The following is a 13,285-nucleotide window of genomic DNA, read 5'->3' as shown; positions in this document are numbered from 1 at the left end:
TCCAATCATCGCGTCGGTCCGTAGGCTCGCGCGGTGCGCACTCGGTCCTCCGCCCTGCTCCTCTCGTGGCTCGCCGACGTCGTTCTCGGCGACCCGCAGCGTCGACACCCGGTGGCGGCGGTGGGGTCCGCCGCGGCCCGGCTCGAGACCCTCACCTACCGCGACACGCGCGCGGCGGGCGTCGTGCACACGACCGTCGTCGTCGCCACCGTGGTGGGCGCGGCCGTCGTGATCGACCGGGCGGTGCGCTCGCGGCCATGGCTGCACACCGCAGTGACCGCCGCCGGCACCTGGGCGTGTCTGGGCGGCACGACCCTCGGACGCACCGGGGCCGCGATGGCCGACGCGGTCGCGGCTGGCGACCTGTACGCCGCGCGGGCCATCGTGCCTTCGCTCTGTGGACGCGACCCGTCGCTGCTCGACGAGGCCGGGGTGGTGCGCGCGGCAGTGGAATCGGTGGCCGAGAACACCTCCGACGCCACGGTGGGCGTGTTGGTCTGGGCCGCGGTCGCCGGCCTGCCCGGGGCGGTGGGCTACCGCACCGTGAACACCCTCGACGCGATGATCGGCTACCGGAACGACCGCTACACCCGCTTCGGGTGGTGCGCCGCGCGCCTCGACGACGCGGTGAACCTGGTCCCCGCGCGACTGACCGGGCTGCTCACCGTCGGACTCGCGCCGGTGATCGGCGGCTCACCGTCGCGCGCGCTGCGCGCCTGGCGCGACGACGCCGGGGCACATCCGAGCCCCAACGCGGGCGTGGCCGAAGCCACGGCGGCGGGTGCGCTCGGCGTGGGTCTCGGCGGGGAGACCGCCTACCGACACGGGGTGGAGCAGCGGCCTCGGCTCGGACGCGGTCCGGCTCCGACGACCGACGACCTGCGGCGCGCGGTACGACTGTCCGCCGCGGTCCAGGCTGCGGCGGCGCTGGTCACGGCAGCCGCGGCGGCGCAGATCACCGCGGGCGCGGCGGGCAGGGTCGGTCAGCGTCGACGGCCGTAGCGGTCGGCGAGACGGTCGTCGGACACGGCCGGGGTGGCTTTGCGGCGTTTCCGGCGCGGGGTGAGCAGGGCGTCCAGACCGTCGTCGTACTCCGGAGTCGCCTCCCGATCGGCGGGGCCGACGGGCTCGTCGGATGCGGGATCCACCGTCTCGTCCGTCTCGCCGCGCACGCGTCGTCGCTCCTTGATCTCGGCGCGGACGAAGTACGCGAGTCCGAGGGGCGCCATGAGGCCGAACGCGAGCCACTGCAGTCCGTAGGACAGGTAGGGCCCGGCGTCGAGTTGCGGCAGGGCGATCACGCCCAGGCCGCCGGGCTGATCCTCGGCCAGCTGCAGATAGCCGTCGATCGGCCGGGTGCCGGTGAGCTCGCCGACCTGACCGGGCGTGATGGTGTAGACCTGCGGCAACCCGGGGCCGGTCACGGGGGGCTTGCCGTCGACCGGCGGTTCGGCGACGCGCAGGCGCCCGTCGAGCGAGACGGGACCGGACGGTGCCGGCGTGATCTCGGGGACCTCGACGCCCTGCGTCGGCAACACGTAGCCGCGGTTCACCATGAGGGTGGCGCCCTCGTCGGTGCGGAACGGGGTGAGGACCTCGAAGGCCGGCGTGTCGCCGACACTGCGCAGCCGGACGACGACGTCACTGTCCTGCACGTAGGTGCCGGAGGTGCCGACGCGTCGCCACTCGTCGTCGCCGGACACGACGCCGTCGCCGATCAGCGTCGCGGCGTCCACGGGGTCGGCGTCGAACGACCGGGAAATCTGCTCGTTGCGCGCCGACGTGGACGAGTTCTTGCCCAGTTGCCAGGGCGCGAGCACCGAGAAACACAGGTACGCGAACAGCAGCACCACAGCCATGAGCGCCAACCACCCGGGGCGCAGGAGGAACGACAGGCGACGCACAACTACACAGCGTAGTCGTCGGACCCGGGCAGCAGGGTCCGGACGCGGTCGACCAGACCGGGGACGGCGGCTTCGATCTGCGTGCGGACCTCGGTGAACCCGGACTCCGGGCCGTAGTACGGATCGGCCACCTCGGCGTCCGGATCGGCCGCGGGGTCGAACGACCGCAGCAGCACGAGCCGGTCGGCCGGTACGCCGAGCCGGACGAGCGCGCGCCGATGCGAGTCGTCGAGGGCCACGACCAGATCGGCGCCGAGGATGTCCTCGTCGACGGTGCGGGCGCGGTGCTGCTCGGAGTAACCGTGCGCACCGAGTTCGGCGGCCGCCCGCGGATCCATCGGGTCCCCGACGTGCCAACTGCCGGTGCCCGCGCTGGTCAGACGGACTCGGTCCGACAGTCCTGCGCGCTCCAGCGCCTGCGCGGCGATCTTCTCCGCCATCGGCGAACGGCAGATGTTGCCGGTACACACGAAGGTGACGTGGACGCTCACGCGGCCACCGTCGTCGTGGCCAGCAAATCGGTCAGCGCCTGCGGCGTCGCGACGGACCACGACGCGGCGGCGTGCTCGGTCGGCAACCCGTATCCCCACTCGACCAACGCGACGGGGATGCCCCACTGCCCGGCGCCGAACACGTCGTGGTCACGGTCGCCGACCATCAGCACCGCGGGCGTGCCGCCGTCGGCGGTGGCCCGCGGCTCGCGGCCCATCAGCCCCAGGGCGCGGGCCACGACGTCGGACTTGGCCCGCCGGGAGCCGTCGTCACTGGCGCCGGCGATCGCGCCGAAGAACCGGGCGAGGTCGAAGTGCTCGAGGATGCGGGTGGCGACGCGCTCGTTCTTGCTGGTGGCCACGGCCATCGGCACACCCGCCGCGGCCACTGCCTCGAGGACGTCGACGACACCGTCGTACACCCGGTTCTCGGCCCACCCGGAATCCTCGTAGTACTCCGAGTACGCCGCCCGCGCACGGTCGACCTGGTCCGGCGTCATGCCGAGGGACCGGAAGGTGTCGATCATCGGCGGACCCACCACGTGCGCGCGGACGTCGTCACCCGGCAGCGGCACCCCGACCGCGGTGAGCGCGCGGTCGAACCCGGCCAGGATGCCGGACGCGGAATCGGTGAGCGTGCCGTCGAGGTCGAACAGGATCAGATCGGCGGGCTCGCGGTCGGCAGGGTCGGGTGCGGTGGCAGGCATGATGCGCCCAGTTTACGGGCGGGGTCCGACGTCGAGCCGGGCCCGTGACAGTCTCACTCCCGTGAGCGACCCGCACGTCCACGACCACGACCTCCGTCATCACGGCGACGTCGACGCCGGTGCGGGGATGGAGGACTTCGCCGTCAACGTTCGCGGCACGCGGCCGCCGGGGTGGGTGCGCGCGGTTCTGGTCGAGTCGCTGGACCGCGTGGGGTCCTATCCGTCGGCCGAGCACGACCGCGCGGTGCGGGAGATCGTCGCCGCCCGGCACGGGCGACACCCCGACGAGGTGCTGCTGCTCGCCGGTGCCGCGGAGGGGTTCGCGATGCTGCCGCGGCTGGTCCGCCGGCGGGCCGCCGTGATCCACCCGTCCTTCACCGAGCCCGAGTTCGCGTTCCGCGAGGCGGGTGTGCCGACGGCGCGGGTGATCCTGCCGAAGCCGTACGCCCTCGCCGCGGCGACCGTTCCGGAGGACGCCGACGTGGTGGTCGTGGGCAACCCCACCAATCCGACGTCGGTGCTCCACCCGCGTCGAGACGTCCTCGCGATGCGTCGCCCCGGGCGGCTGCTGGTGGTCGACGAGGCGTTCGCGGACACGACGCCGGGGGAGCCGGAGTCGCTCGCCGGTGAGTCGCTCCACGATGTCCTGGTCCTGCGGAGTCTCACGAAGTCCTTCGCCCTCGCCGGTCTGCGATGCGGTTACGCCCTCGGACATCCCGACGTGCTCGCCCGCCTGACGCGCGGCCGGGCGCACTGGCCGCTGGGAACGCTGCAACTCGACGCGATCGCCGCGTGCAGCAGCCCGGAGGCGGTGCGCTGGGTCGAGCGCGACGCCGCGGTGATCGCGGAGGAGCGCGCGTACCTGATCGACCGGCTGGCGACCGTCGGGGTGCGGCCGGCCGCGGCGCCGTCGGCGTCGTTCGTCCTCGTCGACGTGCCCGACGCCGAGCGCGTTCGGCGGGAGCTGCGCGCGCGGGGTGTCGCGGTCCGGCGGTGCGACACGTTCCCCGGACACGGCGATCAGCTGCGGTTGGCCGTGCGCGACGGCGCGGCCGTGGACCGGCTTCTGACGGCGTGGCACGCCCTCTCGTGACGGCGTGGCACGCCGTTACCCTGGGCTCATGACCTCCCCTCGGCCCGCGCTCCTGTCCGACGTGATCGCCGAGCTCGATCGCGTGTATCCGCCTGCGCTGGCCGAGGATTGGGACTCCGTGGGATTGGTGGCCGGGGATCCGGCGGACGAGGTGCGCACCGTGCGGTTCGCCGTCGACGCCACCACGGCGGTGGTAGACAGGGCGATCGCCGACGGTGCCGAGTTGCTGGTGGTCCACCATCCACTGCTGCTGCGCGGGGTGGACACCGTGGGGGCGCACACTCCGAAGGGCGCTCTGATTCATCGGCTCGTGCGCTCCGGGTGTGCGTTGTTCACCGCTCATACCAACGCCGACTCCGCGCGTCCCGGCGTATCCGACGCGCTGGCCGACGCTCTGGGACTGGTCGACACCGCACCGCTGGATCCGAAAGACGTCGGCGCGCTGGACAAGTGGGTGGTGTTCGTGCCGGACGCCGACGCGGCCGCGGTGCGCGACGCGTTGTTCGCCGCCGGCGCCGGGTCGCTGGGCGACTACCGGGAGTGCAGCTGGGCGACGACGGGCGTGGGACAGTTCCGGCCTGTCGACGGCGCGACTCCCGCGCTGGGGTCGGTCGGATCGCTGGAGCACGTCGACGAGCACCGGGTCGAGACCGTCGCGCCGCGCTCGGCGCGTGCCGCAGTCCTGGCGGCTCTGCGGGCCGCGCACCCCTACGAGGAGCCGGCGTTCGACGTGTTCGCTCAGGTGGGTCTGCCCGGGCCGCTGGGGCTCGGACGGGTGGGCCGGCTGGAGTCGCCGGTCACGTTGCGGGAGTTCACCGCTCGGGTCGCCGAACGCCTGCCCGCCACGGCGTGGGGCGTACGCGCCGCGGGCGATCCGGACCTGCGCGTCGAGCGCGTCGCCGTGTGCGGGGGATCGGGCGACTCGTACCTCGGCGCGGCCCGCGCCGCCGGCGCCGACGTCTACGTCACCTCCGACCTGCGCCACCACGTGGCCGACGAGCACCTGCGCGGCGGCGGCCCCGCTCTTATCGACGTGGCGCACTGGGCCGGGGAGTTTCCCTGGTGCGCTCAGGCCCGGGGCGTGCTCGACCGTGCCTTCGGCGAGCGGCCCGGGTGGTCGAGTGCGGTCCTGGGGGAGCGGACCGATCCCTGGACGATCGGTGCCGTCGACACCGGCCGCTGACGGTAGCGTGACACCGGTGAACGTCGACCCGAAGATCCAGGAGCGGTTGCTCGACCTGGCTGCCATGGACACCGAACTCGCTCAGCTCGCCCACCGTCGACGGACGTTGCCCGAGCAGGCGGAACTCGACGCGCTCGAGAGCGAGCGGGTGGCGCGCAAGGACGCCGCCGTCGGCGTGGAGATCCAGCTCGACGACATCGACCGCGACATCCGCAAGCTCGAAGGCGAGATCGACGCCGTCCGCAAGCGCGAGGACAAGGATCGCGCCGCACTCGAGTCCGGCGCCGCGCCCGCGAAGCAGCTCACCGAACTGCAGCACGAGCTGGGCAGCCTCGAGCGCCGCCGCAGCATCCTCGAGGACGAGTTGCTCGAGGTGATGGAGCAGCGCGAGGCCCTCGCCGCGGATCACGACCACGCGGGTGCGCGGTTGTCGAAGGCCGAGGACGACCTGGTCGACGTGACCCGACGACGCGACGACGCCCTCGCCGACGTCGACCGTCTCGTGCAGACGCGGACCGGTCAACGCGCCGAGCTGGCGTCGTCGTTGCCGGACGAGGTGCTGTCGGTCTACGAGAAGCAACGCGAACGGTCCGGTGTCGGCGCGGCTCTGCTGCGGGGTCGCCGCTGTGGGGCCTGCCGCATCGAACTCGACCGCGGCGAGATCGCGCGTATTGCCGCGACCCCGGCCGACGCCGTCGTCCGCTGTTCGGAATGCAACGCGATTCTGGTGCGGACCAAGGAATCCGGTCTGTGACGACCGGTCGCGACGGTCGGGTGACGGTCGAGGCCGACGGCGGGTCGCGCGGCAATCCCGGCCCGGCCGGGTACGGCGCGGTGGTGCTCGACGACGCCGGGTCGGTCCTCGCGGAGCGCCGTGAGTCGATCGGTACCGCGACCAACAACGTCGCGGAGTACCGCGGACTGATCGCGGGGCTCGAGGCCGCGCGCGAGCTCGGCGCGGCCGAGGTGGCGGTCCGGATGGACTCGAAACTGGTGGTCGAGCAGATGTCCGGGCGCTGGAAGGTCAAGCACCCGGACATGATTCCGCTGCAGCGGCGGGCGGCGGAGGCGGCGCGCAGCTTCGACTCGGTGAGCTGGACCTGGATTCCCCGCGCCGAGAACGCTCGGGCCGACCGGTTGGCCAACGAGGCGATGGACGGGGAACCGGCCCTGCTGACCGGTGCGGCCCTGTCCGAGTCGACGAGTGGGTCGACGAGTGGGTCCGCGAGCCAGCCGGCGACGACGGACCGTCCCGCGTGGCAGTCCGTGTCCGGGGCGGCGACTCGGCTGATCCTGCTGCGGCACGGGCAGACTCCGCTGTCGGTGGAGAAGCGGTACTCCGGACGCGGCAACCCCGATCTGACCGACGTCGGGCGAGCGCAGGCCGCGGCCGCCGCCGAGCGCGTGGCACGGTTCGGACCGATCGACGCGATCGTCTCCTCACCGCTCGCCCGCGCCCGCGACACCGCCGAGGCGGTCGCCGCGCGGGTCGGGGTGTCGGTGCGCGTGCTCGACGATCTGACCGAGACCGACTTCGGGACCTGGGAAGGGCTGACCTTCGCCGAGGTGTCCGCCCGCGACGGCGACGCGCACCGCCGGTGGATGGGCGACACGTCGATCGCGCCACCCGAGGGCGAGAGCTTCGACGCCGTGCGCGCCCGCGTCGAGCGGGCGCTGGCCACGGTGCGCCGCGAGCACGCCGGGCGGACGGTGGTGGTGGTGTCCCACGTGACCCCGATCAAGACTCTCCTGCAACTCGGGCTCGACGTGGGCCCGTCGATCCTCTACCGGCTGCACCTCGACCTCGCGTCCGTCAGCGTCGTCGATTTCTACGACGACGACGCGGCATCGGTGCGGCTGGTCAACGACACGTCGTTCCTCGGCGGGTAGAACGGCCGCCGAGGACACTCGGCGCGACCCGCTCGTCAGACCCGAAGGGCGGCCCAGAGTGCGAGCGTGGCGGCCACGAGGGTCACCGGAGTCGTGAGTACCCCGAGCGCGGTGAAGGTTCGCAGGCTCACCGGTTCCCGTTCGGCGCGAGCGACTCGGCGCCACAGCATGATCGCCAGCGACCCCACGTAGGTCAGGTTCGGCCCGAGGTTGACCCCGATCAGCAGGGCCAGCAGGGCCGGGACCGAGGCGGCGCCGGAGCCGGTGAGCGCGGCGAGCAGCAGCAGGGTCGCGGGCAGGTTGTTGAGGACGTTCGAGGCGACGGCCGCGATCGCGGCGATCAGCAGCAGGGACGGCAGCGACGTCGACCCGGGCAGCAGGTCGGCCACCCATGACCCGACGGGTCCGTCGGCCAGGCCCGCGACGACGATGCCCAGGGCGAACACGAAGACGCAGAACCACAGGTCGAGCGCGCGCACGATGGCAGTCGGAGTGGTGTCGCGAGCGCGGACGGCTGGGACGGCCAGTACGACGGCCGCGGCGGCCGCCACCCACACCGGCTCGATGCCGACGGCCCCGCTCACGGCGAAACCGACCAGGGCGCAGGCGATCACCCCGAGTGCGAACACGGGTGCGGGGGTGTCGTCGTCGGGGGTGTCTCCGGCGTGGAGGTCGGCCGGTTCCGGGGAGGACTCGCCGCCGTGGAGATCGTTGCGGAAGAACCAGCGGAAGGCAAGGAACTCGACCACGATCGCCACCACCCACGGCCCCGCCATGAGCGCGGAGAAGTGCAGGAAGGACAGACCCGTCGCCGAGAACACCAGCAGATTGGTGAGGTTCGAGACCGGCAGCAGCGTCGACGCCGAGTTGGACAGGTGCGCCACCGCGTACGAGGTCGGCCGAGCGGAGAAGCCGGCCCGGCGGGCGGCGGCGATCACCACCGGGGTGAGCAGCACGACGGTCGCGTCGAGGCTCAGGACAGCGGTGGTCAGCGCCGCGGTGACGAACACGGCTGCCAGCAGGCGCACCGGGGACGATGCCGAGCGTCGGTGCAGGACACCGGCGATCCAGCGGAACACGCCGCGACGGTCCGCCAGATGGGCGAGCGCCAGAATGGCCGCGAGGAACGCCACGGTCGGTGCCAGATCACGCACCTCACGCAGGGCACCGTCGAGGCCGACCACGCCGAGGAGCAGCGCCAGGCCGGCGGCGGGCACCGCCAGCACGGCCTCGGGCAGTCCCCGCGGACGCACGATGGCGAACGCCAGTACTGCTCCGACGAGCAGGACCGGAAGAACGACGTCTCTCACGCGAGCAGGCGACGCAGCGTGCGGAGATTGCGGGTGGTCGTCGTCGACTTGTACGCCGCCTTCGCGCTCGCCTTGCCCACGACGCTGCCGAGCGTGTCGCCACGGACGACCTCCCAGTACAGGACGTGATGCGGCCCCGGTGCGGTCCGTTCCACGGCCGGGTCCAGGCCGTCCAGAGCGCCCAACTCGGCCGTCGAGTGGCCGTCCGAGGAGAAGATCACGTACGGGTGGCGCACGTCCTCGTCGGTCTCCCACGGATAGGACTCGACCACCTCGGCGAGCCGGTCCGAGGTCAGCACCACGACCCACGCGTCGTAACCGAACTCGCGGCGCAGCACGGCTTCGACGTCGGCCCGGACCGACGCCTCGTCGCCCTCCGCCGTGAGCAGGACGTTGCCGGACGCGAGCACGGTGGTGACGTCGACGTACCCGGCAGCGGTGAGGGCGGACCGCAGGTCGCTCATGACGAGGCGCACCCCACCGACGTTCACTCCACGGAGCAGGACGACGAATCGCATGGGGACGACTCTAGGGCGACGGCCCGACACCCCGGTTCGCCGAGTACCATCTGCCGTGCGGACGAGTCGACCGGGCGGCCGCGGCGGGAGGAACCGGCGACCGGTGTCGCCAGGCCTCGCGCCGAGGAAAGTCCGGACTCCACAGAGCAGGGCGGTTGCCAACAGCAACCCGAGGTGACTCGCGGGACAGTGCCACAGAGAACAGACCGCCGATCGTCCTCGTGACGCATCGGTGAGGGTGAAACGGTGCGGTAAGAGCGCACCAGCACCCCGGGTGACCGGGGTGGCTCGGTAAACCCCGCCCGGAGCAAGATCGAAGGTCGCATCGCCGCACGCGGTGGTGCGGCTGCGCAGGTGCCCGAGGGCTGCTCGCCCGAGCCTGCGGGTGGATCGCTCGAGGTACCCGGTGACGGTGTGCCCAGATGGATGGTCGCCGCCCGGACGCCCGCGTCCGGGAACAGGATCCGGCTTACAGGTCGACTCGTCCGCCCCGACTCGACCCACTAGAACATGTGTTCGATGTCCTGCTAGAGTCGGCCTCGGCGGGCCGGCGGTAGGCAACTACGGGAAGCGTCGGCCCGCCGCCGATCTCCCGCAGGGTCGCTCCCGCCGCCCGAACGACGGACCGGAACGACGAACGGCCCCCGTCCGGAGACGGGGGCCGTTCGTACGTCACGCGGTCGATCAGATGGGATTGACCGCCAGCAGGGTCGCCCAGTAGGTCGCGGCGTCGGGTCCGACCAGCGGCAAGAGGTGGTCGAAGATGATGACTGACATGTCCTACTCCTTCGTCGTGATGCACCGTGGTGACGGTGGCGTGCGCAGGGGGTTCCCGGGAAGTGTATCCCTGTAACCCCCACGATTGCGCGCGCGTCTCCTGCCCCGGCGCGTGCACCCACCGAGTGCCGCGTACGGGTCGCTCGGACGGGGCACACTGTGCTCATGAGCGACGACGAGCAGTGGTACTTCCGCATCAGCGACAAGGCCGTGGTGCAGGGCAAGGACGCGGGCGCGATGGACCGTATGGGTCCCTATCCCGACCGCGAGACCGCCGAGCGTGCTCTCGAGATCGCGGCGGAACGGAACAAGACGGCGGACGACGCGGACCGCGACTGGTCCTGACCCCGCCGATCTAGTCGGCGGTCCAGCCGGCTCGATCGGCAGTGCGGCGCAGCGTCTTCCAGGCCGACGGGAAGGGCTCGAGGGCCTCGGCGCCGGCACGCACCTCCGCGGCGTACAGCACACCGTGGGTGAAGGTGTCCGCGCCGCGTGCGTGGGCCGAGTCGGCTTCCACGAGCAGGGTGCGGCGCGCGACCGCGCTGTCCTGGTGATCGCCGAGCACCGACTGCACCTTCTTCGCGGACTTCGCCGTCCGTGCTGCCGTGCGCGCGAAGCGCTTCGGTGAGTCGACCACCCCGGCCGCCTCCGCGGCGTAGCGCAGCTTCTTCGCCAGCTTGCGCACATCGTGCATCGCGTCCTCGTGCTCGTCCTCGGCACCGCGATCGCGCAGCGCGAGAGCGCGACGGTGCGCCTCGTCCACGCGGGCGTACTGCGCGCGCAGCACGCGATCGAAGACTCGGGCGGCCGGCTTGCCCGCCTTCTTCCCGGTCGCCGATGACGCGAGCAGCGCCTCGAGGGCATCGAGGAGGGCGAAGTACCGCTCGCCGTCGAGTTCGCGCACCACCTCGGCGTGGGCGAGGGAGTAGAGCCGCTCCTGGGTGCCGATCAGCGAGTCCGCCACGTCGCCGCGTACGGCGTCGGCCGGAAGGGCGGCCAGGGCGTCGCGATATCGCTCGGCCAGCACCTCGGCGTCGCGCGCGGTCCCGAGAATGCCCGCGAGCCACGACAATTCGCTCCGAACCGCGTCGACCTCCGCGCGGTCGAGCAGTGCGCGGTAGGACCGGAGGACGCTGCGCAGCCGCCGCGTGGCGACGCGCATCGCGTGCACGGAATCGTCCTCGTTGCGCCGCACGCGGGGATCCGCGGCGACCAACGCGGACACATCGGCCGCGAGCGCGACGCGGAGCGCCGAGCCCGCCGTGCCGTCGGGCTGCGGGGACGTGGTCTCTCGGGCGGCGTCCAGACGCGAACCGAGTGCGCGCGCCAGCTTGGACGGCGACGAGCCCGGCTTCGCGCCGTGATCGAGGAGAAACGTGCCGAGATCGCGGAGTGTCGACCTCGGTCCGTCGACCAGTTCCAGCTCCCACTCTCGCCACCGAACGGTGATGTCGTCCAGCAGGTTTCGCGCCGTCACCGTGTCGTCGCAGAGCTCGGCCGCACGATCGGCCTTCGCTGTCGACACGGTGGTGATCACCCGACGGGTCTCGATGCTCGCCACCGGCACGAGGGGGCGGCCGCGCGTGTGGGCGCGCACCACCAGGGCGACCTCGTCGGGCACACGCGTGGAGTTCCCGCCCGCGGAGAGCGGGCTGCGCACCTCGACGCGTTCGTCCGACGAGACGGGCAGTTTGACGTGCCACCCCGCATCGGCGCTGCCCGTCCGTCGCCGCAGCGTGATGCGGGCGCGAGCCAGAGCCAGATCGGCGGTGTCGAAGTAGGTGGAGACCGGATGCGTCAGCTCCGGCGCCGACGCCGCCGTGACCGACGGCGCGCCCGCGAGATCCGGCACGGGAGTGTCCATCCCGACGTCGAACTTCACTTCGATCTCGGTGTGCGCCTCGGACTTCCTCGTCATGACCACATCTTTACCAGCCGAGGATGAACGCGCCGGTCCACTACCGACGCAGCGCGTCCTGCCACTACCGACGCAGCGCGTCCATGGCCTCCACGAGGTGGTGCACGATGCCCGGCTCGGCCGCCGAGTGACCCGCGTCGTCGACCACGTGCAGGGTCGACGACGGCCACGCGCGGTGGAGATCGAGGGCGCTGCGCGCCGGGGTCACCACGTCGTACCGCCCCTGGACGATCACGCCGGGGATGTCGGCGATGCGGCCGATGTCCCGCAGCAGCTGCCCCGGCTCGAGAAAGCCGCCGTGGACGAAGTAGTGGTTCTCGATCCGCGCGAAGGCGAGCGCGAATCGCGGGTCCGCGGTCTGATCCAGACGGCTCGGCGACGGCAGCAGGGAACTGGTCGCACCCTCCCACGTGGACCACGCCACGGCTGCCCGCACGGCGACGTCCTGATCGGGGGAGTGCAGCAGGTCGTGGTAGACCGCCACCGGATCCTCGTCCCGCCGATCGGCCGGGATCGGAGCGAGGAACTCCTCCCACTTCTCGGGGAACAGGTGGCCCGCGCCGCCGCGGTAGTACCAGTCGATCTCGGAGTCGCGGAGGAGGAAGATCCCGCGCAGGACCAGAGCCCGGACGCGGTCCGGATGCGCCTCGGCGTAGGCCAGGGCGAGCGTCGACCCCCACGAGCCACCGAACACGATCCACGACTCGACGCCGAGGTGCTCGCGGAGCCGCTCCATGTCGGCGATCAGCGCGGGCGTGGTGTTGACGGAGAGGTCGGCGCCGTCGGCGACGTGCGGCGTGGACGCGCCGCAGCCGCGTTGATCGAACAGCACGATCCGGTAGTGCTCGGGGTCGAAGTAGCGGCGCTGGTCGGGGTTGGTTCCGCCGCCCGGACCGCCGTGCACGAACACCACCGGGGTGCCGGCGTCGGTGCCGCTGACCTCCCAGGCGAGGCGCTGACCGTCGCCGACGTCCAGCAGACCCTGCTCGTGCGGCTCGATCGGCGGGTAGAAGGTGCGACGCGCGACGTCCGCGGTCACAGGCCCACCAGGCCCGTCGCCAGATCGGGGATCTCCAGCAGGTCGATCGCCTGCGAGCGGACGTCGCCGCACGTCTCCTCGGTCGCGTCGTCGACGATCGCCCGGTTCTGGACGACGGCGGCGTTCAGGCCGTACTGCGCCGCCCACGTCTGCACGAGGATGTTCAGGCCGCCGCGCCCCAGCGTGGGGCCCTGCGTCCGCCAATCCGAGAGCTGGGCCTCGAGGTCGCGGCACAGGGTCTCGGCCTGATCGGACGTGACGGTCGCCGTGGCGGACGCCGCCGTCGTCGACGTGGTCGACGTGGTCGACGACGGCACCGTGGTCGTGGAGTCGGCGGGCGCGGGCTCGGACCCACCGGTGCCGCACGCGGCCACGCACAGGGCGGTGGCCGCGAGGGCGAGACCGACGCGGGTGGGGACTGCGGAGCGAGACACGGTTCGGCGAATCATGTCTGC

General features: G+C 72.4%; 14 protein-coding genes and 1 other RNA gene. 7 read left to right on the top strand and 8 right to left on the bottom strand.

Annotated features, from left to right (window positions below):
- Nucleotides 1-33 precede the first annotated feature (33 nt).
- Entirely contained in the window at nucleotides 34-1,002 is a 969-nt protein-coding gene (locus RC2_RS11110) for a cobalamin biosynthesis protein (protein ID WP_068146807.1), read from the top strand.
- Here the strand turns inward: RC2_RS11110 and RC2_RS11105 are convergent.
- From RC2_RS11105 to RC2_RS11095, 3 genes are read right to left on the bottom strand one after another with little or no spacing between them, the layout of a single operon-like run.
- On the bottom strand, nucleotides 984-1,904 hold the full coding sequence (locus tag RC2_RS11105) for an SURF1 family cytochrome oxidase biogenesis protein (protein WP_082895423.1): 921 nt from the start codon (nucleotides 1,902-1,904) through the stop codon (nucleotides 984-986). The genes RC2_RS11110 and RC2_RS11105 overlap by 19 nt on opposite strands.
- 2 nt (nucleotides 1,905-1,906) lie before the next feature.
- On the bottom strand, nucleotides 1,907-2,395 hold the full coding sequence (locus RC2_RS11100) for a low molecular weight protein-tyrosine-phosphatase (protein WP_072681386.1): 489 nt from the start codon (nucleotides 2,393-2,395) through the stop codon (nucleotides 1,907-1,909).
- Nucleotides 2,392-3,102 carry an HAD hydrolase-like protein gene (locus RC2_RS11095; RefSeq protein WP_068146805.1) on the bottom strand — a complete coding sequence of 237 codons (711 nt, stop codon included), beginning with the start codon at nucleotides 3,100-3,102 and terminating at the stop codon, nucleotides 2,392-2,394. The genes RC2_RS11100 and RC2_RS11095 overlap by 4 nt, the downstream gene beginning before the upstream one ends.
- A 61-nt stretch (nucleotides 3,103-3,163) precedes the next feature.
- Here RC2_RS11095 and cobC point away from each other — a divergent pair, with 61 nt between their 5' ends.
- The 4 genes from cobC to RC2_RS11075 are packed head-to-tail and all read left to right on the top strand — an operon-like array spanning nucleotide 3,164 to nucleotide 7,268.
- Nucleotides 3,164-4,195 (top strand): Rv2231c family histidinol phosphate aminotransferase CobC, encoded by a 1,032-nt coding sequence (gene cobC, locus RC2_RS11090; protein ID WP_068146802.1) that lies wholly within the window; start codon nucleotides 3,164-3,166, stop codon nucleotides 4,193-4,195.
- A gap of 28 nt (nucleotides 4,196-4,223) precedes the next feature.
- On the top strand, nucleotides 4,224-5,378 hold the full coding sequence (locus tag RC2_RS11085) for a Nif3-like dinuclear metal center hexameric protein (protein WP_068146800.1): 1,155 nt from the start codon (nucleotides 4,224-4,226) through the stop codon (nucleotides 5,376-5,378).
- A 16-nt stretch (nucleotides 5,379-5,394) separates the two neighbouring features.
- Nucleotides 5,395-6,132: a zinc ribbon domain-containing protein gene (locus RC2_RS11080; protein WP_068147177.1), complete on the top strand. Its 738-nt coding sequence runs from the start codon at nucleotides 5,395-5,397 to the stop codon at nucleotides 6,130-6,132.
- Nucleotides 6,129-7,268: a bifunctional RNase H/acid phosphatase gene (locus RC2_RS11075; RefSeq protein ID WP_245811075.1), complete on the top strand. Its 1,140-nt coding sequence runs from the start codon at nucleotides 6,129-6,131 to the stop codon at nucleotides 7,266-7,268. The genes RC2_RS11080 and RC2_RS11075 overlap by 4 nt, the downstream gene beginning before the upstream one ends.
- A 35-nt stretch (nucleotides 7,269-7,303) precedes the next feature.
- On the opposite strand, the gene RC2_RS11070 is transcribed toward RC2_RS11075, so the two are convergent.
- Nucleotides 7,304-8,578 (bottom strand): SLC13 family permease, encoded by a 1,275-nt coding sequence (locus RC2_RS11070; RefSeq protein ID WP_068146791.1) that lies wholly within the window; start codon nucleotides 8,576-8,578, stop codon nucleotides 7,304-7,306.
- Nucleotides 8,575-9,096, bottom strand: a complete 522-nt coding sequence (locus tag RC2_RS11065; protein ID WP_068146789.1) for a DUF1697 domain-containing protein — start codon at nucleotides 9,094-9,096, stop codon at nucleotides 8,575-8,577. The genes RC2_RS11070 and RC2_RS11065 overlap by 4 nt, the downstream gene beginning before the upstream one ends.
- Nucleotides 9,097-9,158: 62 nt before the next feature.
- Between RC2_RS11065 and rnpB the strand changes: the two genes are divergently transcribed.
- Together rnpB and RC2_RS11055 are read left to right on the top strand one after the other, a co-directional pair.
- Nucleotides 9,159-9,584: RNase P RNA component class A (gene rnpB, locus RC2_RS11060), an RNA gene on the top strand.
- A gap of 454 nt (nucleotides 9,585-10,038) precedes the next feature.
- On the top strand, nucleotides 10,039-10,218 hold the full coding sequence (locus tag RC2_RS11055; protein WP_068147174.1) for a hypothetical protein: 180 nt from the start codon (nucleotides 10,039-10,041) through the stop codon (nucleotides 10,216-10,218).
- Between the two features lie 10 nt (nucleotides 10,219-10,228).
- Here RC2_RS11055 and RC2_RS11050 read toward each other — a convergent pair whose 3' ends face one another.
- The 3 genes from RC2_RS11050 to RC2_RS11040 all read right to left on the bottom strand — a co-directional run bounded on the left by RC2_RS11050 (nucleotide 10,229) and on the right by RC2_RS11040 (nucleotide 13,279).
- On the bottom strand, nucleotides 10,229-11,791 hold the full coding sequence (locus RC2_RS11050) for a CYTH and CHAD domain-containing protein (RefSeq protein ID WP_068147171.1): 1,563 nt from the start codon (nucleotides 11,789-11,791) through the stop codon (nucleotides 10,229-10,231).
- Nucleotides 11,792-11,855: 64 nt separating this feature from the next.
- Nucleotides 11,856-12,830: a prolyl aminopeptidase gene (pip, locus tag RC2_RS11045; RefSeq protein WP_068146787.1), complete on the bottom strand. Its 975-nt coding sequence runs from the start codon at nucleotides 12,828-12,830 to the stop codon at nucleotides 11,856-11,858.
- Entirely contained in the window at nucleotides 12,827-13,279 is a 453-nt protein-coding gene (locus tag RC2_RS11040; protein ID WP_068146784.1) for a hypothetical protein, read from the bottom strand. The genes pip and RC2_RS11040 overlap by 4 nt, the downstream gene beginning before the upstream one ends.
- Nucleotides 13,280-13,285 lie beyond the last annotated feature (6 nt).

Origin of the sequence: Rhodococcoides corynebacterioides NBRC 14404 (genome assembly GCF_001894765.1) — a bacterium.
Classification (GTDB): domain Bacteria; phylum Actinomycetota; class Actinomycetes; order Mycobacteriales; family Mycobacteriaceae; genus Rhodococcoides; species Rhodococcoides corynebacterioides.
This window is presented reverse-complemented; position numbering and strand designations above follow the sequence as displayed.